Annotated in this window: 25 protein-coding genes; 5 read left to right on the forward strand and 20 right to left on the reverse strand. The window is 68.9% G+C overall.

The genetic code is table 11. The features are described 5' to 3' along the window. Positions 1–56: 56 nt before the first annotated feature. Together PUT80_RS19085 and PUT80_RS19090 are read left to right on the forward strand one after the other, a co-directional pair. The gene (locus PUT80_RS19085) at positions 57–623 is read left to right on the forward strand and encodes a cob(I)yrinic acid a,c-diamide adenosyltransferase (protein ID WP_037815354.1); all 567 of its coding nucleotides are present in this window, start codon (positions 57–59) and stop codon (positions 621–623) included. After that, complete coding sequence (locus PUT80_RS19090; RefSeq protein WP_275293002.1) at positions 605–1,645, forward strand: alpha/beta hydrolase; 1,041 nt, start codon at positions 605–607, stop codon at positions 1,643–1,645. The genes PUT80_RS19085 and PUT80_RS19090 overlap by 19 nt, the downstream gene beginning before the upstream one ends. A gap of 1 nt (position 1,646) precedes the next feature. On the opposite strand, the gene PUT80_RS19095 is transcribed toward PUT80_RS19090, so the two are convergent. From PUT80_RS19095 to PUT80_RS19175, 17 genes are all read right to left on the reverse strand, one after another. Next, entirely contained in the window at positions 1,647–1,817 is a 171-nt protein-coding gene (locus PUT80_RS19095) for a hypothetical protein (protein WP_238604473.1), read from the reverse strand. Positions 1,818–1,900: 83 nt separating this feature from the next. Continuing rightward, complete coding sequence (locus PUT80_RS19100) at positions 1,901–2,335, reverse strand: DUF2550 domain-containing protein (protein WP_037815359.1); 435 nt, start codon at positions 2,333–2,335, stop codon at positions 1,901–1,903. Positions 2,336–2,362: 27 nt separating this feature from the next. Further along, positions 2,363–2,728: a F0F1 ATP synthase subunit epsilon gene (locus PUT80_RS19105; protein WP_037815362.1), complete on the reverse strand. Its 366-nt coding sequence runs from the start codon at positions 2,726–2,728 to the stop codon at positions 2,363–2,365. A gap of 114 nt (positions 2,729–2,842) precedes the next feature. After that, the gene (gene atpD, locus PUT80_RS19110; protein WP_037715400.1) at positions 2,843–4,270 is read right to left on the reverse strand and encodes a F0F1 ATP synthase subunit beta; all 1,428 of its coding nucleotides are present in this window, start codon (positions 4,268–4,270) and stop codon (positions 2,843–2,845) included. Then, positions 4,270–5,208: a F0F1 ATP synthase subunit gamma gene (locus tag PUT80_RS19115; protein WP_275293003.1), complete on the reverse strand. Its 939-nt coding sequence runs from the start codon at positions 5,206–5,208 to the stop codon at positions 4,270–4,272. The genes atpD and PUT80_RS19115 overlap by 1 nt, the downstream gene beginning before the upstream one ends. Positions 5,209–5,219: 11 nt before the next feature. Then, positions 5,220–6,857, reverse strand: coding sequence for a F0F1 ATP synthase subunit alpha (gene atpA, locus PUT80_RS19120; protein WP_067576349.1), 1,638 nt, complete (start codon positions 6,855–6,857; stop codon positions 5,220–5,222). 54 nt (positions 6,858–6,911) lie between these two features. Continuing rightward, positions 6,912–7,736, reverse strand: coding sequence for a F0F1 ATP synthase subunit delta (locus tag PUT80_RS19125; RefSeq protein WP_275293004.1), 825 nt, complete (start codon positions 7,734–7,736; stop codon positions 6,912–6,914). Positions 7,737–7,742: 6 nt separating this feature from the next. Continuing rightward, positions 7,743–8,291, reverse strand: a complete 549-nt coding sequence (locus tag PUT80_RS19130; protein ID WP_275293005.1) for a F0F1 ATP synthase subunit B — start codon at positions 8,289–8,291, stop codon at positions 7,743–7,745. 28 nt (positions 8,292–8,319) lie between these two features. Further along, positions 8,320–8,574 (reverse strand): ATP F0F1 synthase subunit C, encoded by a 255-nt coding sequence (locus tag PUT80_RS19135; protein WP_037815373.1) that lies wholly within the window; start codon positions 8,572–8,574, stop codon positions 8,320–8,322. Positions 8,575–8,632: 58 nt separating this feature from the next. Beyond that, entirely contained in the window at positions 8,633–9,418 is a 786-nt protein-coding gene (gene atpB / locus PUT80_RS19140; RefSeq protein WP_275293006.1) for a F0F1 ATP synthase subunit A, read from the reverse strand. 384 nt (positions 9,419–9,802) lie between these two features. Then, positions 9,803–10,303 carry a hypothetical protein gene (locus PUT80_RS19145; protein ID WP_275293007.1) on the reverse strand — a complete coding sequence of 167 codons (501 nt, stop codon included), beginning with the start codon at positions 10,301–10,303 and terminating at the stop codon, positions 9,803–9,805. A gap of 51 nt (positions 10,304–10,354) precedes the next feature. Next, positions 10,355–11,512 carry an MraY family glycosyltransferase gene (locus PUT80_RS19150; RefSeq protein ID WP_037815379.1) on the reverse strand — a complete coding sequence of 386 codons (1,158 nt, stop codon included), beginning with the start codon at positions 11,510–11,512 and terminating at the stop codon, positions 10,355–10,357. A gap of 91 nt (positions 11,513–11,603) precedes the next feature. After that, entirely contained in the window at positions 11,604–12,254 is a 651-nt protein-coding gene (locus PUT80_RS19155) for an L-threonylcarbamoyladenylate synthase (RefSeq protein WP_037815380.1), read from the reverse strand. A 108-nt stretch (positions 12,255–12,362) separates the two neighbouring features. Continuing rightward, complete coding sequence (locus tag PUT80_RS19160) at positions 12,363–13,559, reverse strand: hypothetical protein (protein WP_238604472.1); 1,197 nt, start codon at positions 13,557–13,559, stop codon at positions 12,363–12,365. Positions 13,560–13,674: 115 nt separating this feature from the next. Continuing rightward, positions 13,675–15,687 (reverse strand): M6 family metalloprotease domain-containing protein, encoded by a 2,013-nt coding sequence (locus tag PUT80_RS19165; RefSeq protein ID WP_275293008.1) that lies wholly within the window; start codon positions 15,685–15,687, stop codon positions 13,675–13,677. Between the two features lie 449 nt (positions 15,688–16,136). After that, positions 16,137–17,003, reverse strand: coding sequence for a peptide chain release factor N(5)-glutamine methyltransferase (prmC, locus tag PUT80_RS19170; protein ID WP_037815384.1), 867 nt, complete (start codon positions 17,001–17,003; stop codon positions 16,137–16,139). 75 nt (positions 17,004–17,078) lie between these two features. Next, entirely contained in the window at positions 17,079–17,423 is a 345-nt protein-coding gene (locus PUT80_RS19175; protein ID WP_037815386.1) for a MerR family transcriptional regulator, read from the reverse strand. A 56-nt stretch (positions 17,424–17,479) separates the two neighbouring features. Here PUT80_RS19175 and PUT80_RS19180 point away from each other — a divergent pair, with 56 nt between their 5' ends. Both PUT80_RS19180 and PUT80_RS19185 read left to right on the forward strand, forming a co-directional pair. Beyond that, complete coding sequence (locus PUT80_RS19180) at positions 17,480–18,217, forward strand: alpha/beta hydrolase (RefSeq protein WP_275293009.1); 738 nt, start codon at positions 17,480–17,482, stop codon at positions 18,215–18,217. Next, the gene (locus PUT80_RS19185; protein WP_275293010.1) at positions 18,214–18,987 is read left to right on the forward strand and encodes a TIGR03619 family F420-dependent LLM class oxidoreductase; all 774 of its coding nucleotides are present in this window, start codon (positions 18,214–18,216) and stop codon (positions 18,985–18,987) included. Before PUT80_RS19180 ends, PUT80_RS19185 begins: the two co-directional genes overlap by 4 nt. 94 nt (positions 18,988–19,081) lie before the next feature. Here PUT80_RS19185 and prfA read toward each other — a convergent pair whose 3' ends face one another. Further along, positions 19,082–20,152: a peptide chain release factor 1 gene (gene prfA, locus PUT80_RS19190; RefSeq protein ID WP_043832088.1), complete on the reverse strand. Its 1,071-nt coding sequence runs from the start codon at positions 20,150–20,152 to the stop codon at positions 19,082–19,084. Positions 20,153–20,233: 81 nt separating this feature from the next. Next, a complete protein-coding gene (gene rpmE, locus PUT80_RS19195; RefSeq protein WP_037817406.1) occupies positions 20,234–20,461 on the reverse strand; it encodes a 50S ribosomal protein L31 in 228 nt (75 codons plus the stop codon). Between the two features lie 233 nt (positions 20,462–20,694). On the opposite strand from rpmE, the gene PUT80_RS19200 reads away from it, so the two are divergent. Then, entirely contained in the window at positions 20,695–21,219 is a 525-nt protein-coding gene (locus tag PUT80_RS19200; RefSeq protein ID WP_037817404.1) for a hypothetical protein, read from the forward strand. A gap of 159 nt (positions 21,220–21,378) precedes the next feature. On the opposite strand, the gene rho is transcribed toward PUT80_RS19200, so the two are convergent. Then, entirely contained in the window at positions 21,379–23,361 is a 1,983-nt protein-coding gene (gene rho / locus PUT80_RS19205; RefSeq protein WP_275293011.1) for a transcription termination factor Rho, read from the reverse strand. Positions 23,362–23,493: the final 132 nt, after the last annotated feature.

The raw sequence follows: 23,493 nt of genomic DNA on the forward strand, positions 1-23,493 counted from the left end.
CCAATCATGCCCTCTCGCCCAGTTTTGCCCGAACCCGGGCCGGTAGAGTCGAACGTATGGTGGTTCGTATCAACCGGGTCTACACGAAGGTCGGCGACAGCGGCACGACCGCGCTCGGCGACGGTTCCCGGGTGCCCAAGACTTCGGCCCGGCTGTCCGCCTACGCCGACACCGACGAGGCCAATTCCGTGCTCGGCCTGGCGATCGCGCTCGGCGGGCTCACCGACGAGATCGCCGCCGTGCTGCGCCGGATCCAGAACGACCTCTTCGACGTCGGCGCGGACCTGTGCCTGCCGATCCAGGAAGACCCGCCGTACGAGCCGCTGCGCATCACCGAGGCGTATCTGGAGCGGCTCGAAGGCTGGTGCGACGAGTTCAACGAGCGGCTGCCGAAGCTCACCTCGTTCATCCTCCCGGGCGGCACCCCGGGCGCGGCGTTCCTGCACCAGGCGCGCACGGTCTCCCGCCGCGCGGAACGGTCCGCGTGGGCGCTGATGGAGGCCGAGCCGGACACGTCCAACCCGATCGCGGCCAAGTACCTGAACCGGCTCTCGGACCTGCTGTTCATCCTCGCCCGGCTGGCCAACCCCGAAGGCGACGTGCTGTGGCAGCCGGGCGGCTGATCGCGGCAGGCGCCTCCGTCCTGGCGACGGCAGGCCTCGCGGCCGGCGGCTGGGCCGTACGCAACCGCAAGACGTACGACTGGGCGCTGGCCCGCACCCGGCGAGCCGGATTCACCGAGCACGACGTGGCGGTCAACGGCTCGAAACTGCACTACGCCCAAGGCCCGGCGGGCGACAAACCGCCGCTGCTGCTGATCCACGGCCAGGCCGTCGACTGGCAGAGCTACGCGCGCGTGCTGCCGGACCTGGCGCGGGACTTCACGGTCTACGCGGTCGACGTCCACGGGCACGGCCAGTCCGCGCGGACGCCGGAAAAGTACACGGCGACCGCGGTCGGCACCGATCTGGGGCGGTTCGTCGAGGAGGTCATCGGCACGCGGGTCGTCGTGTCCGGGCATTCGTCGGGCGGCCAATTGGCGGCCTGGCTAGCCGGGAACCGGCCGGACCTGGTCAGGGCGGTCGTGCTGGAGGACCCGCCGCTGTTCACCACCCTGCTGCCGCGGGCGGAGAAGACCTGGAACTGGGTCGACCTCGCCACGGCCTGCCACACGTACCTGCAGTCCGGCGAATCCGACTGGGGCGCCTACCTCTTCGCGCACCAGAAGCTCTGGGACTTCTTCGGCGACGGCGCGGAACGCATCATCCGCTCCGGGCTCAAGCGGCGGGAAAAGCATCCGGAGCGGCCAATCACGGTGTTCTTCATGCCGCCGAGCTGGAACGACATGCAGCGCGCGATCGAGCACTACGACCCGCGGTTCGGGGACGCGTTCTACACCGGTGCCTGGGACGAGGGCTTCGACCACGAGGCGACGCTGCGCAAGATCGAAGCGCCGACGGTCCTGATCCACGCGAACTGGAAGTACGGCGAGGATGGCGTCCTTCAGGGGGCGATCGACGGGGAGGACGCGCAGCGGATCGCCTCGCTGATCAGCGACGTCGAGGTCGTGCGGGTGGACAGCGGACACAACGTGCACGGCGAGAAGCCAGCACGGTTCGCGGGAATCGTCCGCTCCGTGCTCTGACCTACCGGGACCAGTTAGCTTCCTGAGCAGCCCAGTAGCGCTCGTAATCGACGTCCCACGTCGAATCGCGGCCTGGCTCGACAGCCTGGGCCACGGTCAGCTCCTCGAGCCGCACCGGCTTAGGCAAGGTCTGCCACCGGCGCGCGCGGTCTTCCCGTTCTCGGGCGTCCATGTTCCCAGCGTAGCGCCGGTCGACCCGGCACACGAGAAGCAAACGGCCCGCCATCGTGGAGACACGATGGCGGGCCGGAAAAATCACGAAGCCCGCGGCAGCCTTCGACCCGGCGGGGCCGATTCGAGCCACGACAGGAACCCGGTCAGCGCGCCCGGTCCCATCGCGATTTCGATCGCTTCCTGGTCCGAGGATTCGCACCGCAGCACCGTCGAGCCCTCAGGCACCGCGTACGCCTCCGAACCCGACGGGTCCCGCCGGTCGGCGATCTGCATGCTTTCCCGCTGGAACACGCGGTCCGGACCGGTGCGCAGGCTCCACACGCGGTACCAGACGAACTTCTCGCCCTCGTACCGGCCGAGGCCGAGATGCCAGCTCGACCGCGGGCTGTCCGGACGCCACCGCAGCGCCACGCTGACGCCGCCGCCGCGGCGCATCCGGATCCACCGCTGGCCGTACCAGCCGACCACGACGACGAGCACGATCAGGAGCACTAGCACCACCACAGCGATCTGCACGGCCCGGCTCCTGCCCGTCTAGTCCGCTCAGACCGATTGTCCAGCCGCGCGGAGCTGGGCCGAGGCCCTCGTCCGCTCGGCCTCGTCGCCGGTGCTGAGGGCTGCCTTCGCGGCGGCCACGTCGATTTCGTCGGACAGTTCCGCGCTCTCCGCGAGCACGCTCACCCCGGTCGCGGTCACGGACAGGAACCCGCCGTGCACCGCCGCGGTCAGCACGTCGCCGTCCGTCGTGGTCACCTTCACCACGCCACCCTCGACGAGCTGGCCCAGCACCGGCTCGTGTCCGGGCATGATGCCGATCTCGCCCTCGGTGGTCTGCGCCACCACGAAGGCGGCGGTACCCGACCAGAGCCGGCGCTCGACGGCAACCAGCTCCACGGACATCTCAGCCACGTAGCACTCCTTCGCTCGGGGTGTCACCACCGAGTGTAATAGGTCTTGCTTCGGTTACGAGAACGGCGGGGGCCGATGTCCATAATGGACAGTGCCCCCGCCGGTCTCACGCACTCACTTGCCGGTGATCTCGTGGTACTTCTTCTCGAGGTCCTCGAGCCCGCCGATGCCCAGGAACGCCTGCTCCGGGTAGTGGTCGAAGTCGCCCTTGGTGATGCGGTCGAACGACTCGATCGTCTCGGCCAGCGGCACCGTGGAGCCCGGGATCTGCGTGAAGGCCTCGGCCACCAGCATGTTCTGGGACAGGAACCGCTCGATCCGGCGCGCCCGCTGCACGGTCAGCTTGTCCTCTTCGGAAAGCTCGTCCATGCCGAGGATCGCGATGATGTCCTGCAGCTCCTTGTACTTCTGCAGGATCCGGATGACCTCGGAGGCGACGCGGTAGTGGTCCTCGCCGACGATCGCCGGGTCGAGGATCGTCGACGTCGACGCCAGCGGGTCCACCGCCGGGAAGATGCCCTTCTGGAACACCGACCGGGAAAGCTCGGTGGTGGCGTCCAGGTGGGCGAACGTCGTCGCCGGGGCCGGGTCGGTGTAGTCGTCCGCGGGCACGTAGATCGCCTGCATCGAGGTGATCGAACGGCCTCGGGTCGAGGTGATCCGCTCCTGCAGCTGGCCCATCTCGTCCGCCAGCGTCGGCTGGTAGCCCACGGCCGAAGGCATGCGGCCCAGCAGGGTCGACACCTCGGAACCGGCCTGGGTGAACCGGAAGATGTTGTCGATGAACAGCAGCACGTCCTGGTTCTGGACGTCGCGGAAGTACTCCGCCATGGTCAGCGCGGACAGCGCGACGCGCATACGCGTGCCCGGCGGCTCGTCCATCTGGCCGAACACGAGGGCGGTGTCGTTGATGACGCCGTCCTCGGACATCTCCAGGAAGAGGTCGTTGCCCTCACGGGTGCGCTCGCCGACGCCGGCGAACACCGACGTACCGCCGAAGTTCCGGGCGACACGGGTGATCATTTCCTTGATCAGCACCGTCTTGCCCACGCCCGCGCCGCCGAACAGGCCGATCTTGCCGCCCTGCACGTACGGGGTCAGCAGGTCGACGACCTTCAGGCCGGTCTCCAGCATCTCCGTCTTGCCCTCGAGCTGGTCGAAGGGCGGCGGGTTGCGGTGGATGCCCCAGCGCTCGAGGTCCTCGCCGTAGCCGGGCTCGTCGAGGCACTCGCCGAGCGCGTTGTAGACGTGGCCCTTGACCTTGTCGCCCACCGGGACGGTGATCGGGCCGCCGGTGTCGGTGACCTCCGCACCGCGGACGAGGCCGTCCTGCGGCTGCAGCGAAATCGTGCGCACCAGGTTGTCGCCGAGGTGCGCGGCGACCTCGAGGGTCACCGTCTTGCGCAGCTGCTCGAACTCGATGTCGACCTTGAGCGCGTTGAACTGGTCGGGAACGGAACCGCGCGGGAACTCGACGTCGACGACCGGCCCGGTCACCGAGACGATGCGCCCCTTGGCGCGCGGGGCTTCAGTACTGGTCATCAGTCATCACTTCCTGCTGCGGTGAGCGCGTTCGCGCCACCGACGATTTCGGAGATCTCCTGGGTGATCTGCGCCTGCCGGGCCTGGTTCGCCTCCCGCGTCAGCGTGTTCACCAGTTCGTTCGCGTTGTCCGACGCGGCCTTCATCGCCGTGCGGCGGGCGGCCAGTTCGGACGCCGCGGACTCGAGCAGCGCGGAGTACAGCCGGGTGTTGATGTACTTCGGCAGCAGCGCGGAGAGCAGCTTGTCGGCGCTGGGCTCGAACTCGTAGCTCGGCAGCAGACCGGCAGGCTTCTCGTCCTCGCCGTCGGAGTACTCGACTTCCAGCGGCGCGACGCGCTTGGCGACCGGGCGCTGCGTCAGCATCGAGACGAACTCGGTGTAGACGACGTGGATCTCGTCCACGCCCGTGATGCCGTCCGCGTTGCCCGAGGCGTCGTCGACACCCGCGTTGAAGGACTGCACCAGCGTCTCGGCCGCGGTGACCGCGTCCGGGTAGGCAGGCTGGTCGGAGAAGCCCGTCCAGCTGCCCGCCACCGCGCGGTTGCGGAACCGGTAGTAGTTCAGGCCCTTGCTGCCGGTCGTGTAGATGTCGACCTCCTTGCCTTCCTTCTTCAGGAGGGCAAGCAGCTCTTCGGTCGCCTTCAGCACGTTCGAGTTGTAACCGCCGCACTGGCCCTTGTCACTGGTGACGACCAGGACGGCGGCGCGCTTCGGGTTCGGGCGCTCGACCAGGAGCGGGTGGTCGAGGTTGGCCGCCGCGCCGGCCAGCGCCGAGAGCACCTTGGTGATCTCGTCCGCGTACGGCCGGGAAGCGGCGACCTTCGCGCGCGCCTTGGTGATGCGCGCGGTGGCGATGAGTTCCATCGCCTTGGTGATCTTGCCGATCGACTTCGTCGCCTTGATGCGCGAGCGAAGCTCCCGGAGTTGTGCGGCCATGGGCTACCAGCTCACTTCTTCGGGGCGGGCTTGTTGACCTTGACGGTCTCCTGCCCGACCTTCTCGGCGGCCATCGCGTCGGCGTTCGACTCGAGCGGCTTGCCCTCGGAGGTGGTGAACTCCTTCTTGAACTCGTTCACCGCCGCGATCAGCGCGTCGCGGGTGTCGTCCTCGAACTTGCCGGTGTCGCGGATCGCGCCCAGCACCTCGGCGTGCTTGCGCCGCGCCGAGTCGAGGAACTCGAGGTTGAAGCGGCGCACGTCCTCGGTCGGGACCGAGTCGAAGTAGCCGTTCGTGCCCAGGTACACCGTGGCGACCTGCTCCTCGACCGGGACCGGCGAGTACTGCGGCTGCTTGAGCACCTCGTACAGCCGGGCGCCGCGCTCCAGCTGCGCCTTCGACGCGTCGTCCAGGTCCGAGGCGAAGGCGGCGAACGCCTCCAGCTCGCGGTACTGGGACAGGTCGATGCGCAGCGAGCCCGCGACGTTCTTCATCGCCTTGACCTGCGCGGCGCCACCCACGCGGGACACCGAGATGCCCACGTCGATGGCCGGGCGCTGACCGGCGTTGAAGAGGTCCGACTGGAAGAAGCACTGGCCGTCGGTGATCGAGATGACGTTCGTCGGGATGTAGGCCGACACGTCGTTGGCCTTGGTCTCGATGATCGGCAGACCGGTCAGCGAGCCCGCGCCCAGCTCGTCCGAGAGCTTCGCGCACCGCTCGAGGAGACGGGAGTGCAAGTAGAAGACGTCGCCGGGGAACGCCTCGCGGCCCGGCGGGCGGCGCAGCAGCAGCGAGATCGCGCGGTAGGCGTCGGCCTGCTTGGTCAGGTCGTCGAACACGATCAGGACGTGCTTGCCCTCGTACATCCAGTGCTGGCCGATGGCCGAGCCGGTGTAGGGGGCGATCCACTTGAAGCCCGCCGAGTCCGAGGCCGGGGCCGCGACGATGGTGGTGTACTCCATCGCGCCCGCGTCCTCGAGCGCCGACTTCACCGAGGCGATCGTGGAGCCCTTCTGGCCGACCGCGACGTAGATGCAGCGAACCTGCTTCTTCGGGTCGCCGGTCTCCCAGTTGGCCTTCTGGTTGATGATCGTGTCCACCGCGACCGCGGTCTTGCCGGTCTTGCGGTCGCCGATGATCAGCTGGCGCTGGCCGCGGCCGATCGGCGTCATCGCGTCGATCGCGGTGATGCCCGTCTGCAGCGGCTCGGCCACCGGCTGGCGCTCGACCACCGAGGCGGCCTTGAGCTCCAGCGCGCGGCGGCCGGTGGTCTCGATCTCGCCGAGGCCGTCGATGGCCTGGCCGAGCGGGTTGACGACCCGGCCGAGGTAGCCGTCGCCGACCGGCACCGAGAGGACCTGGCCGGTCCGCTTGACCTGCTGGCCTTCTTCGATGCTCTCGAAGTCGCCGAGGATCGCCGCGCCGATGGAGCGCGCGTCCAGGTTCAGCGCCACGCCAAGGACGCCGCCCGGGAACTCGAGCAGCTCGTTGGCCATGGCCGAGGGCAGCCCTTCGACGTGGGCGATGCCGTCACCGGCGTCGGCGACGACGCCGACCTCTTCCCGCTCCACCGAAGGGGCGTAACTCGAGACGTAATTCTCGATCGCGTGGGCGATCTCGTCCGAGGAGATCGTCAGCTCCGCCATTTCGTTCCCGCTCTCGCTTCTGTTCTGTCCAGTGTGCAAAGTCTGTTGTGCCGCTCAGGCCCGGCTCAGCGTGCGGCGCACCGCCGCCAGCTGCCCGGAGGTGCTGCCGTCGATGACCTCGTCCCCGACGCGGACGACGAGGCCGCCGCCGAGTGCCGGGTCGATCTCGACGTGCAGCGCGATCGGCCGCCCGTAGATGCCGTCGAGCTTGGTCCCGAGAAGGGCCCGCTGCTCGTCGGTGAGCGCGTTCGCCGAGGTCACGTATGCGACCGAGCGTTCGCGCCGCTCGGCGGCCAGCGCGACCAGCTTGTCGAGCGCGTTGCCGATGCCGCGCCCCTTGGCGCGTTGCACGGCCTGCTCGACCAGGGTCTCGACGACCGCGTCGACCTTGCCCGCGAACAGCCCGCGGACCAGGGTCCGCTTCGCGTCGGCGGGAGCGCTCAGGTCGGACAGCGCCGCCTCGAGTTCCGGGGCGCCCGCGACGATCCGCGCGACCTGGAACAGCTGAGACTCGACGGTTTCGATGTTCCCGGCCTTTTCGGCGGCGGTGAGCAGCGCCGAACGGCCGACCGACTCGAGCCCGTCCACCAGCTCGCGGGGACTGGACCAGCGGCTGCCCGCCACGGTGTCGAGCACCTTCAGGGCCTGCTCGCTCAGCTTTCCGTCGAACAGGCGGCGGACCAGGCCCTGGCGGCTCTCCGGAGCGACCGAAGAATCGCCGACCGCGCGGCGCAGGCCGATTTCGCGGTCAAGGAGGTCGACGACCGAGAGCAGCTCGTCCCCGACCTTCGCGGGGTCAGCGCCCGCTCCGGCCAGCACCTCGCCGAGCGAGCGCTCGGCGAGGTCGAGCGCTTCACGGCTCGCAGCATGCAGCGTCATCTCTGGTTACTTCCCCGCTCCGTTAGTGGCACCGGCGGTGTCCAGCTCCGCGAGGAACCGGTCGACGGTGCCGCGACGGCGCGCCTCGTCCTCGAGCGACTCGCCGACGATCCGGCCGGCCAGCTCGACCGCGTTGCGGCCCATTTCGGCCCGCAGCTCGGCGACGATCTGCGCCTTCTGCGCCTGCAGCTGGGCGTGGCCCTGCGCCACGATCCGCTGGGATTCGGACTCCGCCTGCTCCCGCAGCTCCGCCTTGATCTGCTCGGCTTCGAGCCGGGCGTCGTCGCGGATCTTCGCGGCTTCGGAACGGGCGTCCGCCAGCTGCGCCTTGTACTCCGACAGCGCCTTCTCGGCCTCTGCCTGAGCCTTCTCGGCCTTCTCGATCCCGCCTTCGATCTTCTGCGCCCGCTCCTCGTACGTCTTCTCGAAACGAGGGACGACGTACTTCTTGAGGATGAACAGCAGGATCAGGAAGGCGACGATGCCGAGGATCAGTTCCGAGATGTTCGGAACGATCGGGCTTTCTGATGCGAGCACCATTTCGGTCTTCAGCACAACGTCTCCTTACGCGAGAGCGAACGACTCAGGCGGAGGCGATGAAGTAGATGACGATACCGATCAGGGCCAGCACCTCGGTGAGCACGAAGGTGGCGTACCCGATGCCCTGGAGCTTGCTCTGGGCCTCCGGCTGGCGCGCGGTGCCGTTGATCACCGCGGCGAAGATCAGGCCCACACCGATGCCGGGGCCGATCGCGCCCAGGCCGTAGCCGATCGCGGCGAGGCCCTTGTTGATGCTGACGGCTTCGGCGGCCTGCTGGGCCAGAACGATGTTGCTCACGTGCGTTTCCCTTCACTTCGGTCCGCGCACTCACGCGGATCGGGGTCTGTGTGTGTTCTCAGTGCTCCGACGCCAGCGCGGCGCCGATGTACCCCGCGGACAGCAGGGCGAAGATGTACGCCTGAAGCACCTGGATGAAGGCCTCCAGGAACGTCAGGCCGATGGCGACGATCCACGCCACCAGCGACGCCGGCTTCAGCACGATGCTCGAGGTCTCGGTCAGCAGGAAGGTGCCGCCGAGGGTGAAGACCGCCAGGATCAGGTGACCCGCGAACATGGCGGAGAAAACTCGGATGGCGAGCGTGAGCGGGTTGAGGAAGAACTTCTCCGCGAACTCGATCACCGCGAACAGCGGCAGCACCGGACCGGGAACCCCGGCGGGCGCGAGCTCCTTCTTGAAGTACGCGCCGATCCCGTGCTTCTTGATCCCGGCGTAGTGGTACATCGGGTAAACCACGAGCACCGACAACGCGATCGGGAACCCGAACCGCGCCATGGTGGGGAACTGCAGGAACGGGATGACCCCGTAGAGGTTGTTCAGCAGGATGAAGGTGAACAACGCGAAGATGACCGGCACGAAGCGCTGGAAGTCTTTCGAGCCGATCTGCTCGCGGGCGATGTTGTTGCGCGCGAAGTCGTAGATGCCTTCGGCCACGAACTGGCCTTTGGTCGGGACGACCTTCATCTTGCGCGTCGCCAGCAGGAAGTACCCCGCGATGATGATCACCGAGAGCACCACCAGGAGCATCGGCTTCGTGACGAAGCCGAACAACGGCGGCAGCTCAAAGCTTTCGGCGCCAGGGGGTACGAAGGTCGCACCCTCGGTCAGTACCAGCGCGGCCACTGGGCTCCTCCCGGTTCTCCCGGCCGGCGTTCACTCCGCCGGGGGAATCGTCACGATCTGGACTTAACGTACCCGATACGCATCGGGACGCCGGAGGCGGCGGTACCCACCGTGCGCGGAGCCAAACACCGGTCTGCGCTCGAGGGATGTCTCGCGTGAACACTGCCCTGCGGTCTACTTCGGACCAGCTGGTGAAAGAGGCGGAACCATCCGGTCGCCACACTGCTGATCGCGGTTCGTCGTCGGGAGTGCGCGGCCGAGGCCGCCACCCATGACGCGGACCATACCAGCAGGTCAATCACTGCCGTACAGGCGTACTCCTTACCAGCCGAACGGTCCAGGACCTAAGTCCCGGATCCGGCTGGGACCCTTGTCCCGAATCCGTCAATTCGAGGCGGGAATGATGGTCGGGATACGCGCTTTGCGGAATGTCGCGAACTCCACAGCGGCGGCTACGAGAATGGCGACGATCATCGTGATCCCGAGGGAAAGCGGGTGCAGCACGGTGACGCCCTTGAGCAGAGTGAGCGCGAGGAACAGGAGGATGACCTTCGCCGCGTAGCCGCCGAGAGCGATGAGCATCACCAGCGAGGGGTCCTGTCCGGCGGATACCTTCATCATGCCCAGCGTCGACAGCGAGGCGACCATCGCCAGCACGCCGCCGACCAGGGCCCCGAGGAAGCCGTGCAGTCCGTTGAGGACGGTGAAAAGCACAATGCAGACCAGGATGAACGGCGGAGTGAACAGCAGCGAGGCGCGCGTCATCGAGCGCGCGAGCTGGCGCACCGGAGCGGCGTGCGGGTTCTCCGAGGAGGACACAGCTTTGGCCTGAGCCGTGGCCTGGGACGTCTCGGGCGTCGTCTCCGGCGTCTCGGTGTCGCTCACTGCAATCGCTCCTCGTTCGGTTCGACCCGCCAGTATAGACCGCCCGCGGGCTCAGACCCCGTGGCGGTGCCGGGAACGCAGTCGCGGCACCAGGGAAACCAGCACCGCGACCACCAGTGCGGCGGCAATCGCCCAGAACACGACCGGGCTGTCGAAAATCGTGATGGAGACCGCTCCGAAAGAGAGAATTCCGGCCCACAAATAGATCAGCAGCACCGCGCGCCGTTGCGAATGGCCGATTTCCAGCAGCCGGTGGTGCAGATGCATTTTGTCGGCGGCGAACGGGCTCTGCCCGCGCCGCGTGCGCCGGACGACGGCCATCACGAGGTCGAGCACCGGCACGAAAAGCACGGCCACGACGACCACCAGCGGGGACAGCAGGGCGAGCGCGTCCGAGGCGGAGAACCGGGTGTAGTTGACCCGTCCGCTCGCCGAGGTGGTGGCCCCGGCGAGCATCAGCCCGATCATCATCGATCCGGAGTCGCCCATGAAAATTTTGGCGGGCTGGAAGTTGTACGGAAGGAAACCGAGACACGCCCCGGCGAGCGCGGCGGCGATGAGCGCGGGCGGGTACGCGCCGAAGTCGCCGCCCGCGTTGTCGAGCAGGCCGATCGAGAACGCGCAGGTGGCCGCCGCGGCGATGAAGCCGAGCCCGCCGGCCAGCCCGTCGAGGCCGTCGACGAAGTTCATCGCGTTGACCATCACCACGACCATCACGACGGTCAGCAGCGCGCCCTGGTTCTTGTCCAGCACCAGCACCGAGCCGATGGAATCGCCGTTGCCGCCCCACGGCACCCAGAACGACACCCACTGCACGCCGAAGATGACGAGGATCCCGGCGCACATGACCTGTCCGGCGAGCTTCGTCCACGCGTCGAGTTCGAACCGGTCGTCCAGGATGCCGATGAGCGAGATGACGCCCGCCGCGAGCAGCACGCCGACCGCGTCGTAGGAGACGTCGAAACCGTGGCTGAGCGCGGGCAGCTGGTGCGCGAGGCCCATCGCGGCGGCGATCCCGAGGTAGATGCCGACGCCGCCCATCCGCGGGATCGGCTTGACGTGCACGTCGCGCGCGCGGGGGTTGGCGATCGCGCCGATCCGGATGGCCACGCGCCGCACGACGCCGGTCAGCAGATAGGTCACCGCGGTCGCGGTCAGCGCGACGAGCAGGTACTCCCGGATCGGGAGAAGTCCTTGGACTACAGGCATGACCGCGTCACGCCCGCCGGGAGGTCGGAGTCACCGCGCCACGCTACCGCGCCCGCGTGCGGCCACGGTGAACGGCAGTCACTTCCGCGGCTCAGTCCAGCGTCTCCTCGGCGACGCCGATCACCTCGGCGATGGCGGCCTTCGTGACCGCGCCCTCGCGCAGCACCAGCGGCTTGTCGCCGGTCAGGTCCACGATGGACGAAGCCACCGTTTCCCCGCTCGACCCGCCGTCGAGGTACACCGACACCGAATCGCCGAGCTGCTCCTGCGCGTCCTCGACGGTCGATGCGGGCGAACGCCCGGAGACGTTCGCGCTCGACACCGCCATCGGGCCGACGTCGCGCAGCAGCTCGAGCGCGACCGGGTGCAGCGGCATCCGCAGCATCACCGTGCCGCGGGAGTTGCCGAGATTCCACTGCAGACTCGGCGCGTGCGGCAGCACGATCGACAGGTCGCCCGGCCAGAACGCCTCGATGAGCGCCCGCGCCTGCGGCGGAACGCCGAGCACCAGACCGTCCACAGTGGACCAGGAGCCGACGAGGACGCCGACCGGCATGTCCGGGCCGCGGTTCTTCGCCCGCAGCAACGCCTGGACGGCGCCGGAGTCGAACGCGTCCGCACCGATGCCGTACACCGTGTCCGTCGGCAGGACGACCAGCCGGCTCGACCGCACCGCGGCGGCCGCCGCGGACAGGCCTTCGGCTCGGGATTCGCGCTTGCCGCAGTCGTAGACCGCACTCATGCCGCGAAGCCTATCCCCCGCCACCCCGGGCGGGCGCTGCCGAGGTACGTGAGGGGAACCCTGAAGGAATCAGAGTCAATGCGGGTTCCCCTCACGGACAGTCAGCGGTCAGGCGCCGTAACTGGCCTGCTTCACCGCGAACACGTTGCGGTTTCCCGCGCCCTCCTGCAGCGACCACAGCAGATCCGCGTCCTTCGGGTCCTCCCAGTACGAAATGCTCTCCCCGCTGCTCACCCAGGCGTGCGTGGCCGGGCCGGCGGTCGGGGTCCAGTAGTAGAGCTGCTTCGCGGCGGACGAGTTGAACCACCAGCGGCCGTTGTGCGAGGCGACGCCGTTGAGGTTGTACCAGGGCAGCTTCAGCGCCTGGCTCGCCGTCGTGGAGGCGGCGAACGTCGTCGCTCCCGAGGCGAACGGGAAGCGCACCGCGCGCGGGGCGCGGTTCGGGTAGTCGGTGCAGTCGGCCTTGCAGGTGTACTCGGTCATCACGATCGACTTGCTGACCCGGTCCAGCGAGATGCTCGACCAGACCAGGTTCGTGCCGGACGTCGTGTGCGCGGCGACCGTGCCCACCTGCGGCAGCACGTAGCGGTAGTTGTGCGCGTAGTACTGGCCGCCGGACAGGCCGATCTGGTCCGCCGTGCCGCCCGAGTTGACCTCGAGGATCTTGCGCATGTCGAAGACCCGCATGCCGCCGCCGGTGTCGGCGACGTACAGGTAGTCGCCGTACCAGGAGACGCCGCCCGCGTGGATCGGGATGTCCTTGTAGTTCGGCGATGCGTTCGTGCCGGTCGGTTCGACGAGCAGGATCTTGCGGTACTTGTTCGGGTACGTCGCGTCCCAGTCGGCGAGCGTGATCCGGCTGCGGACCTGTTTGCCGCCGCATTTGTCGCGCGTGTACCAGCTGACCGCGACGAGCTGGTGCCCGTCGTAGTTGCCGCCGTTGTCGCCGCCGACCGCGTCGCGGCTGGTGGTGATGCCCTGCGGGTAGTTGGTGCAGTCGCTGTTGTCGCCGTCGTCGAACCGGAAACCGCCGGTGAGCCCGGCCGGTTTGAAGGTGGACGGCAGCGCTTGGCGGTCGTGGTTCGCGTTGTCCATGACGGTGTGCACCGGCACGGTGTGCAGCTTCCCCGCGAGGCCGGAGTAGACCGCGTCGTACTTGTGGTAGTCCGACGTCAGCGTGTATTCGCTGGCAGGGAGGGTGGTCGGTCCGGCGGCGGCGGACGCGCTGGTGGCGCTCGCGGTGAGCGCGCTGGCGGCGATGAGCGCCGCTCCGCAGCCGGCGGTGATGCGATGACGCAAGAACATGGACTCCCCCAGAAGTCTGATTGTTCGGCCGCCTCAAGGTAGGGGGTCGCTCGATAGAGGGCAACCCGGTCGAAAGGCGCCATCCGCCGTTCGGACGGATGGCGCCTTTCGTGGCTCAGAACCCGATCGCGGTACAGGCGGTCGTCGTGGTCTTCGCCGGGTCGGCGATCGACGTCGCGGTCAGCCGCACGCGAGCGGTGTGCGGTGCGCCCGCCGAGCGTTTCGCGTACGCCTGGATTTGCGTCGAGCCGCCGAACTTGGCGGTGGCCAGCGCGTTCGGGAGCCGGACTTCCCAGCCGCGGGTGTCGGTGGACGCGGTCAGCCGGTAGGTGTCCTGGTCGTACGGGGCTGTCGCGCCGCGTGCCGAACCCTGGTTCGACAGGCGGAAGTCGCAGGTAGCGAGGCCACCGCGGGCGAACGCGGGCAGTGCGGGCCACAACCACGCGCCACGCGCCTGCGGTCCGGCGCCGTCGAGCGACGCGACGGTGACCGTGTACGACAGCACGCCGCGGCTGTCGCGGTCGAGGTCGGTGACGAGGAACCGCAACCGGTTGGCCTCGTCGGTGTACTCATAACCGCTGGACGCGCCGGTGCCCGCCTTGAACGTGGCGTCGTTGAGCTGCCGGTAGTCGCCGACGGTGATCTTGACCGGGGTGCCGTCCGGGCGGACGTAATCGGTCAGGCCGATGTCCTGCGGGTTGGCGTCGACGATCCATTCGAACGGCGCGGCGTCGCGGCTCTTGGTCTTGGCCAGCAGGACACCGGAGTCCGGGGCGAACGAGTCCGAGCCCATCCGGTCGACGACCTCCACGCTGTAGTGGTCATACCCGCCGCCGTCGCACTTCGGGTCCTTCGCGGGATCGCACTTGGGCGAACGGTCACCGCCGGTGAGCGCGATCGTGATGCCCGCGTACGCGCCTTGCTCCGGCACCGCCTCCCGGGCGGTCACGCGGGCGGTGACCGGACCGGTCGTGGCGAGCTGGTTCCGGTCGAGGTTCAGGACGGACTTCGGATCGACGATGCCGAGCTTGAGTTTGTTGCGCAGCATGTGGTGCGCGCCCATCGAACCGCCCTCGGTCGCCGGGATCTGCCAGCGCGTGTGCGGGCCGCCGGGACCGTTGAAACTGCCGCGCGACAACATTTCCCACGGTCCGGTGTAGGACCGGCGGGGCGGATCGCCGAACGGGTTGTTGTAGTTGTCGCCGATGCCGAGGATGTGGCTGAACTCGTGCGCGAACACGCCCTGGCCGGAGCTTTCCGCCTGCGTCGAGGATCCGTTGGCCGCGTTGGGCCAGATGGTCGACGCCGAGGCCCACGACGTCCACGGCACGTACCGCGTGTGCGCCCAGTTCTGGTCGCCCGGTTTGCTGCCCGGCGGGCCGAATTCGGCGGGCACGTTCTCCTTCGAGCCGAATTTCATCTCGCCGAATTCCTGCCACGTCGAGCTTTCGTCCTGGGCCGCGGAAAGGAAGAAGACGAAGTCGAACTGGTCGGCGACCGGACCGACGTCGGCGCGCCACGCGTCGCCCGCGTCCTTGCGCAGGTCCCGGGTGCAGTCGGCGTCGGCCGGACAGTCCTGCGGCTGCATTTCCATGCCGTACTCGAAGGATTTGCCCGGCATCCGGTAGGGGCCGAACGCGGTGAGGTCGACGCCGAACCGTCCGCCGGAGTCCTCCATCCAGTACTCGTTGATGGTGTGGCCGTGGTTGAGGGTTTCGGGTTTGTTGAGGAAGTCCTGGTAATGCTGCGCGACTTTCTCGCGCGGCAGATTGCTGGCCGACGGCGACGGATTGCCGAAGACGGTCGAATGCGGCGGCTTCGTGACGACGAAATCCGCGTCCGGGTAGTCGGCGAGCACGACGGCGCCCTTGAACTTGCGCACGGTCGGCTTGAGCGACGGGTCGGCCCAGTTGGTGCCCGGGACGTGGCGGTAGTCCTGCCAGGTCATGCTCGCCTGGTCGGCCCAGTGCGCGGAGTCCAGCGGCGCGGGCCAGCCCTGCGCGATCGGATCAGCCGCGGCGGTCCCGGCGAGCAACGCGGGAGCCAGCGCCGCGACCGCCACGACGACAGCGACCCGGCCGCGCCTCGTACGGGCGCGGTGATTCCGGCGGGGTAAGGGGGATCTCATCGTCGCTCCTCACTTCTCCGCCGGTCCGCCCGGCGGTCCCGAGGCCCGACGCTAACGGTGATCGTTAGGCGAGCGAACGAAATCCACCCCGCTGCCGCACGACGAAAGTCGGGCAAGACGAAGGCAAAGGTGCGAATGGCCCAGCGCGGGGGGTGGGCAGCAACGCGGGGAGTCTGTGAGGGGTCCCTTCACGCACGTCCGGGCAGGGCAAGGTTCGTGAGGGCCACCCTCACTGACGCTGATTCCTGCAGGGTTCCCCTCACGAACGCCTGCGGGCCGTGAAGGGCTCCCTCACGGACCTAGATTCCCTCAAGGAGCCCTTCACGGACATCCAGGCAGTGCAAGGTCCGTGAGGGCCACCCTCACGAACGCAGATTCCCCCAGGGTTCCCCTCACGACCCGCAACCGGCCGTGAGGGAGTCCTTCACGAGCGTTGGGCGTAGCGGGACTCAGCCCAGTCGGCGAGCGGTCACGAACCGTGCGCGCCCGCTGTAGTCGGGATGGTCCTCCACCCCGGTCAGCACCCGGCGCGCCCGGACCAGTGCGGGCACCGCTGAGCCATGCGTGTCGTCGTGTTCGATCGCCAGGCCGCCGCCCGGGCGCAGCAGCCGCGCGCCTGCCGCGATCGCGTGCCGGATCACTGCCAGACCGCTTTCCTCCGCGAAGACCGCGCGGGCCGGGTCGTGTTCGCCTACCTCCGGCGGGACCGGGGTGCCCTCCGGGACGTACGGCGGGTTGCAGAGCACCAGGTCCACGAGACCGTCGAGTTCGGCGAACATCGTCGGGTCCGCGATGTCGCCGGAGTAGAGCCGGATCGGGGTGTTGCCCGCCGCGGTGTGCACGTCGGCGTTGTGCCGGGCCCAGGCGAGCGCCTGCGGGTCGACGTCGACCGCGTAGACCACCGCGTCCGGGCGTTCGTGCGCGAGCGCCAGCGCCAGCGCGCCGGACCCGGTGCACAGGTCGACCACCACCGGGTATTCGCGGCCCTGGAGGAACTTCACGCCCCATTCGAGGAGCAATTCAGTCTCCGGGCGCGGGACGAACACGCCCGCGCCGACGTTGACCGTGATGTTGCCGAGCGCGGCCCAGCCGGTGAGGTACTGCAGCGGGATCCGCTTGGCGCGCTGCGCGACGAGCTGGCCGATCGCGTCGATCACCGGCGGGTCGACCAGCGGCACCATCGGCAGCCTGCCCCGTTCGACGCCGAGCACGTGCGCGGCGATGAGATCCGCGTCCGACCGCGGCGATTCCACGCCCGCCTCGGTGAGGATCCGGGTGGCCTCCATGATGGCCAGGCGCAGCGGCTGCCGATTCACTGGTCGTCCTTCACTCGTCGAAACTGCCCCCTGCGGGGGTGCTGCCCAGCGTATCGACCCCCGGCCGCGCGGGGGTCACGCCTGGCCGAGATATCCGGACAGGACTTCGCGCCGCTGGGCGAGATCCCCGATCCGGCGGTCCACCTCGGCCAGTTCCCCGCGCAGCCTGCGCACCAGTTCCGGGCACAGGTCGAGGTGCGCGGCGGGTCCGCTCGCGCAGTCGAGCATCCCGGCGATCATCTCCGTGGTCAGGCCCGCGGCCAGCAGTTTCCGGATCTGGCACACCCGGACGACGGCCTCCTCGTCGTACACCCGGTACCCGCTCGTGTTGCGCTCCGAGGCCAGCAGGCCCTGTTCGCCGTAGTACCGCAGCAGCCGCGGCGCGACGCCGGTGCGCTGCGCGAGTTCGCCGATCAGCATCCGATTTTCTCCTGCTTCTGGCCTTCACACTGGTGTCAATCCTTAACGTCGCGAACATGACAGAACATTTCGCGCCCCTCGTCGCCGGACAGGGCCCCGGCCTGCTGCTCGCCCACGGCGCGGGCGGCGGCGTGACCGCCAATTTCGGTCCGCTGCTGGACGATCTCGCCCGCACGCACACCGTGGTCGGGGCCGATTACCCGGTCGCGGGCGGCACACTCGACGAACTGGCCGACGGACTGGTCGCGACCGCCGTCGACGCCGGGGTCGAGAAGTTCGCCGTGCTCGGCTACTCGCTCGGCACGGCCGTCGCGGTCCGCGTGGCGACCCGGCATCCCAAGCGCGTGACCGGCCTCATCCTCACCGCGGGCTTCGCCCGGCCGGACGCGCGGATGGAACTGGCGCTGGATGTGTGGGCAGAGTTGCTGAAAGGCGACCGCACTCTGCTCGCCAAGTACTTGATGCTGACTGCGGTCAGCGAGCCGTTCCTCGCCGCGCTGACGCCGGAGCAGGTCGCCGAGGCGGTCGCCGCGTTGGCCGCGTCGGTGCCCGCGGGGACGGCGAAGCAGGTCGAACTGGTCCGGAAGGTCGACACCCGGGCGGAACTGGCGTCGATCGCAGTTCCGACATTGGTGATCGCCACGACGCTGGACTCCCTCGTGCCGCCAAAGCACTCGCAGGAGTTGGCCGCCGGAATTCCCGGCGCGGAGCTGGTCGAAATCGCATCCGGGCACGGCATCGGCGAGGAAGCGCCGGTAGCCTGGCTCACCGCGATCCGGAAGGTGCTGCGATGAGCCGCCAGGTGGTCCTGCCGAACGAGTCCCCCGACCTGACCCCGCGCCGCCTCGCCGACCTCGCCCGGCTGGCCGAGGAGCTGGGCTACGAATCCGTCTGGCTGCCGGACCACGTGCTGCCGCCCGAGCCGTTCGGCGAGGTCTTCGGCGGCGTGTACGAACCGCTGGCGACGCTCGCCTATCTCGCCGCGGCGACCGAACGCGTGCAGCTGGGCACGTCCGTGGTGATCGTGCCGCTGCGCGAACCGCACCTGCTGGCCAAACAGGCCGCGACGATCGACCGGCTGTCCGGGCACCGGCTGGTGCTGGGCGTCGGCGCGGGGTGGAACGAGCCGGAGTTCGCGGAGATCGGCGCGGATTTCCCCCGCCGCGGCGCGACGCTGGACGAGACGCTTTCGTTGCTGGATCAGCTGTTCACCACCGGACGAGGCCGATCCGGCGGGTATTTCGAACCGCGGCCGGAGGGCCGGATCCCGATTCTGGTCGGCGGGAATTCGACAGTCGCGCTGCGCCGGGCGGTCCGGGCTGGAGACCAGTGGCTCAGCGCGGGCCTCTCACCGGAGGCTTTCGCGGAACGGGTCGCGAAGCTGTCCCAGCTCGACCCGGAGCGGCGCGTGCGGCGGATCGCTAGGCAGCAGTACGACGAAGAAACAGCCGTCGAGACCTACCGTGCGTACCGGAACGCCGGCGCGGACGCGGTGGCCGTGCATTTCGGGGATGACAAGGGATACGAGAAGCGGATGACGGCGTTCGCCGCGGCGACCTCGTGAGCGCCTGACCCGAGGACAACCACGGCCGCCGATTCCATTGTGGACGGACAGCGCGCCGCTCGGATTACTTGGCTGGCACCGATTCCGGTGCTCGTCAGCCCGACTGAGCGGCGAGCCGTTCCTCCCGGTCGGCCGACGCCAGCGCGTCGAGCACCCCATCCAGTTCCCCGTCGAGGACCTGGTCCAGGTTGTACGCCTTGTAGTTCACCCGGTGGTCCGAGATCCGGTTCTCCGGGAAGTTGTACGTCCGCACCCGCTCCGAACGGTCCACCGTCCGGACCTGCGAACGGCGCGCGTCCGACGCCTTCGCCGCGGCCTCTTCCTCGGCGACCTGCTGCAGCCGGGCCTGCAGCACCTGCAGCGCCCGCGCGCGGTTCTGGATCTGCGACTTCTCGTTCTGGCACGACACGACGATTCCGGTCGGCAGGTGGGTGATCCGCACCGCCGAGTCGGTGGTGTTGACGCTCTGCCCGCCGGGACCCGACGAGCGGAACACGTCGATGCGCAGGTCGTTCGGGTCGATTTCGACCTCGACCTCTTCCGGTTCCGGATAAATCAGCACGCCGGACGCGGACGTGTGGATGCGGCCCTGCGATTCCGTCGCGGGCACGCGCTGCACCCGGTGCACGCCGCCCTCGAACTTCAGCCTCGCCCAGACGCCTTCGACGTCCGCGGTCTTGCTCTTGAGCGACAGCGTGACGTCCTTGTAGCCGCCGAGGTCCGACTCCGTCGAGTCGAGCACCTCGGCCTTCCAGTTGTGCCGCTCGGCGTAGCGCAGGTACATCCGCAGCAGGTCGCCGGCGAACAGCGCGGATTCCTCGCCGCCCTCGCCGGATTTGATCTCCATGACCACGTCGGAGCCGTCATACGGGTCGCGCGGCAGCAGCAGTTCGGTGAGTTTCGCTTCGAGCTGCGGGATTTTCGCCGACAGCTCCTCGGCCTCGGCGGCGAACGCCGCGTCCTCGGCCGCCAGTTCCTTCGCCGCGGACAGGTCGTCGCGGGTCTGGTCCAGCTCGCGCACCGCGCGCACGACCGGGCTCAGCTCGGCGTAGCGGCGGCCCAGTTTGCGGGCCCTGGCCTGGTCGGCATGCACCGCGGGGTCGGCGAGCTGCTGTTCCAGCTGTGCGTGCTCGTCGAGCAGCCCCTTGAGCGAACTCGAATCCACTTCGCCGTCTCCCTCTCGCGAACAGGCCCGGACAGAACAACGGCGCCCACCCGGGCGTGCGGGTGGGCGCCGTTGGACAAGCTACTTGGCGTCGGTCTTCTGCTGACGCTTGCCGTAGCGCTTCTCGAACCGGGCAACCCGGCCACCGGTGTCCATGATCTTCTGCTTGCCGGTGTAGAAGGGATGGCAGTTCGAGCAGATCTCGACGTGGATCTGACCCGACTCCTTCGTGCTGCGGGTGACGAAGGTGTTCCCGCAGTTGCACGTGACGGTCGTGGTCACGTATTCGGGGTGAATACCGCTCTTCATGGTGTCCTCTCTCGTTGGCCCCGGGTCCCCAGTACGGGGTGAACCGGTGCCGGACTTCAGCGGGTCATTCTGCCAGACGTGCCGGCAAGGGCTTCAACACACCCCGGTGACCAGGTATTCCGCCGCCGGCCGCGACCGTGGGTAGTGAAGGACATTCGCATTGTACGGATTTTGTACCCCCTGGCGTGAAGCTGGCCGAGTTCGTGAATCGCTCACTTACTGGAGGTCCGGACATGCGCACGACCGACCTGCTCACCCGGCTCGCGAAGCCGGCCGCGGCGCTCGCCCTCGCCGCTTCCGCCGCGGTCTTCGCGCCTGCCGCGAATGCTTCCGGCGGCATCACCGCGGCGGACGTGAACCCCGCCGCCGGAACGTTCTCGGAGCTTTCCGAGGCGAACCTGACCGGGGCGGGCGACGGCACCCCGGCCGGTGCGGTCGCCTGGTACAAGGCGCACGCCGGAAGCACCGGGTGGGAGCACTACTGCGAGAAGGCCGCGGAGAATTCCTACGGCGTCACCGGGGTGTGGGCGTCGGCCAACGCACATTGGAACGGCGCCAGCCCGAAGCACACCAGCGGCAAACCGCCCGCCGGTTCGTTCGTGTACTGGAACATCAGCGCCTACGGCCACGTCGGCATCGCGGACGGCAACGGCGGTTTCTACGCCACCAGCGTCGGCGGCAAGATCGGCCACGGCAGCTCCACGAGCTACTTCAACAACTACCGCGGCTGGACCCCGGCCGCCGTCCCCCGCCACTGAGTTTTCTGCCGCGCCACCTCCCCGGTGCGGCAGAAACGTCCGTGAAGGACTCCTTGGGGGAATCTGATTCCCCCAAGGAGTCCTTCACGGACCTCCACACGCACCACGGCCCGCCCCCCGGAAGTGATGGGGGCGGGCCGTGGTGCGTGAAGCGGGAACTCAGTCGTCGTCTCCGCCGCCGAGGGCGGTCTTCGAGACCTGCATCAGGAATTCGATGTTGGTCTTCGTCTTGCGCAGCCGCGAGATCAGCAGGTCGATGGCCTGCTGCGAGTCCAGCGCGTGCAGCACTCGGTGCAGCTTGTGCGTGACGGCCAGCTCGTCCGGCGAGAGCAGCAGCTCTTCCTTGCGGGTGCCGGACGGGTTGACGTCCACCGCCGGGAACACGCGGCGCTCGGAGATCTTGCGGTCGAGCTTGAGCTCCGCGTTGCCGGTGCCCTTGAACTCCTCGAAGATCACCGTGTCCATCGTGGACCCGGTCTCCACCATCGCGGTCGCGAAGATGGTGAGCGAGCCGCCGTTCTCGATGTTGCGCGCGGCGCCGAGGAAACGCTTCGGCGGGTACAGCGCGGTCGAGTCGACACCACCGGACAGGATCCGGCCGGACGCGGGCGCGGCCAGGTTGTAGGCGCGGCCGAGACGGGTGATCGAGTCGAGCAGGACGACCACGTCGTGGCCCATTTCGACCAGGCGCTTGGCCCGTTCGATGGACAGCTCGGCGACCGAGGTGTGGTCGGACGGCGGGCGGTCGAAGGTGGAGGCGATGACCTCGCCCTTCACCGACCGCTGCATGTCGGTGACCTCTTCCGGACGCTCGTCGACCAGCACGACCATGAGGTGGGCCTCAGGGTTGTTCGTCGTGATCGCGTTCGCGATGTCCTGCATGATCGTCGTCTTGCCGGCCTTCGGCGGGGACACGATCAGCGCACGCTGGCCCTTGCCGACCGGCATGATCAGGTCGATCACGCGGGTCGTGAGCTTGTGCGGCTCGGTCTCGAGGCGCAGCCGCTCGTTCGGGTACAGCGGGGTCAGCTTCGTGAAGTCGGGACGGCGCTTGGCCTCGTCCGGCTCCAGGCCGTTGATCGAGTCGACGCGCACCAGCGGGTTGAACTTCTGCCGCTGCTGCTCGCCCTCGCGCGGCTGGCGCACGACACCGGTGATCGCGTCGCCGCGGCGCAGGCCGAACTTGCGGACCAGCGACAGCGACACGTACACGTCGTTCGGCCCGGCCAGGTAGCCCGAGGTGCGCACGAACGCGTAGTTGTCGAGCACGTCCAGGATGCCAGCGACCGGCAGCAGGACGTCGTCCTCGCGGATCTCGGTGTCCGGAGCGCCGCCCTCGCGCTGGCCGCCCCCGCTGCCCCGGCGGCGGCGGTCGCGGAAGCGACGGCCGCGGCGGCCGCCTTCCTCGTCGTCGTCCTGCGGGCCGTTGTTCCGGTTGTCCTGCTGGTTCCGCTGCCGGTTGTCCTGGCGGTCCTGACGGTTGTCCTGGCCGCCGCGGTTGTCCCGGTTGTCGCGGCCGTTGTCCCGGTTGTCGCGGTTGTCCCGGTTGTTGTCGCGGTTGCCGCCCTGGCGGTCGCCGCGCTGGTCGCGCTGGCCGTCGCCCCGGTTCGCGCCGCCGCGGCGGCGGCGGTTGCGGCCGCCCTCCTCGGACTGGCCGTCGGACTGGCCCTCGGAACGGTCGTGGCGCTCCGGGCGCTCCTGCGCGGCGGGCTTGCCGTCCTGCGCGGTCTCCGCCTTCGGGGCCTCGGCCTTGGGAGCCTCCGCCTGGACCGGCTCCGCCTTGGGCGCCTCGGTCTTGGCAGCCGCGTCCGCCTTCGGCGCGTCGGCCTTGGCCCGGCGGGCGGGCTTCTCGGCCTTCTCCGCCTTGGCAGGCTCGCCGACGCCCTCGAGCGGCAGCGTGTCGGCCGCGGCGGCGCGCTTCTTGCTCTTGCCCTGGCGCTCGCGGATCGCGGCGATCAGGTCCCCCTTGCGCATGCCGGTGGTCTCGCCCACACCCAGTTCGCCCGCCAGCTGGCGGAGCTCGGCGATGACCATTCCGGACAGGCCCCCGGTGCGGCGCTTCGGAGCGGCCGCGGCCCCATTGGTCTCAGCGGCCGCGGCGGGGGTCTCCACGTCGCCGCTCAACAGATCGGTGTTGCTCACACATGTCCTTCCTGACCGATCCACGTTCCAGGTGGATCAGCGGACTGCCGCCGGTAGCGAGACGGCTTCTGCCTCCGATGCGGACGGCTCGCGCCCAGCCGTGCGAGACACAGCGAAGCGCCGCCAGCACAG

Source organism: Amycolatopsis sp. La24 (assembly GCF_029087445.1).
Lineage (GTDB): Bacteria > Actinomycetota > Actinomycetes > Mycobacteriales > Pseudonocardiaceae > Amycolatopsis > Amycolatopsis nivea.

Coding starts and splice junctions, on each gene's coding strand:
- PUT80_RS19085 (WP_037815354.1), top strand. CDS start 57: ATGGTGGTTCGTATCAACCGGGTCTACACGAAGGTCGGCGACAGCGGC.
- PUT80_RS19095 (WP_238604473.1), bottom strand. CDS start 1,817: ATGGACGCCCGAGAACGGGAAGACCGCGCGCGCCGGTGGCAGACCTTG.
- atpD (WP_037715400.1), bottom strand. CDS start 4,270: ATGACCAGTACTGAAGCCCCGCGCGCCAAGGGGCGCATCGTCTCGGTG.
- PUT80_RS19115 (WP_275293003.1), bottom strand. CDS start 5,208: ATGGCCGCACAACTCCGGGAGCTTCGCTCGCGCATCAAGGCGACGAAG.
- atpA (WP_067576349.1), bottom strand. CDS start 6,857: ATGGCGGAGCTGACGATCTCCTCGGACGAGATCGCCCACGCGATCGAG.
- PUT80_RS19125 (WP_275293004.1), bottom strand. CDS start 7,736: ATGACGCTGCATGCTGCGAGCCGTGAAGCGCTCGACCTCGCCGAGCGC.
- PUT80_RS19150 (WP_037815379.1), bottom strand. CDS start 11,512: ATGCCTGTAGTCCAAGGACTTCTCCCGATCCGGGAGTACCTGCTCGTC.
- PUT80_RS19155 (WP_037815380.1), bottom strand. CDS start 12,254: ATGAGTGCGGTCTACGACTGCGGCAAGCGCGAATCCCGAGCCGAAGGC.
- PUT80_RS19160 (WP_238604472.1), bottom strand. CDS start 13,559: ATGTTCTTGCGTCATCGCATCACCGCCGGCTGCGGAGCGGCGCTCATC.
- PUT80_RS19165 (WP_275293008.1), bottom strand. CDS start 15,687: ATGAGATCCCCCTTACCCCGCCGGAATCACCGCGCCCGTACGAGGCGC.
- PUT80_RS19175 (WP_037815386.1), bottom strand. CDS start 17,423: ATGCTGATCGGCGAACTCGCGCAGCGCACCGGCGTCGCGCCGCGGCTG.
- PUT80_RS19180 (WP_275293009.1), top strand. CDS start 17,480: ATGACAGAACATTTCGCGCCCCTCGTCGCCGGACAGGGCCCCGGCCTG.
- PUT80_RS19185 (WP_275293010.1), top strand. CDS start 18,214: ATGAGCCGCCAGGTGGTCCTGCCGAACGAGTCCCCCGACCTGACCCCG.
- rpmE (WP_037817406.1), bottom strand. CDS start 20,461: ATGAAGAGCGGTATTCACCCCGAATACGTGACCACGACCGTCACGTGC.
- PUT80_RS19200 (WP_037817404.1), top strand. CDS start 20,695: ATGCGCACGACCGACCTGCTCACCCGGCTCGCGAAGCCGGCCGCGGCG.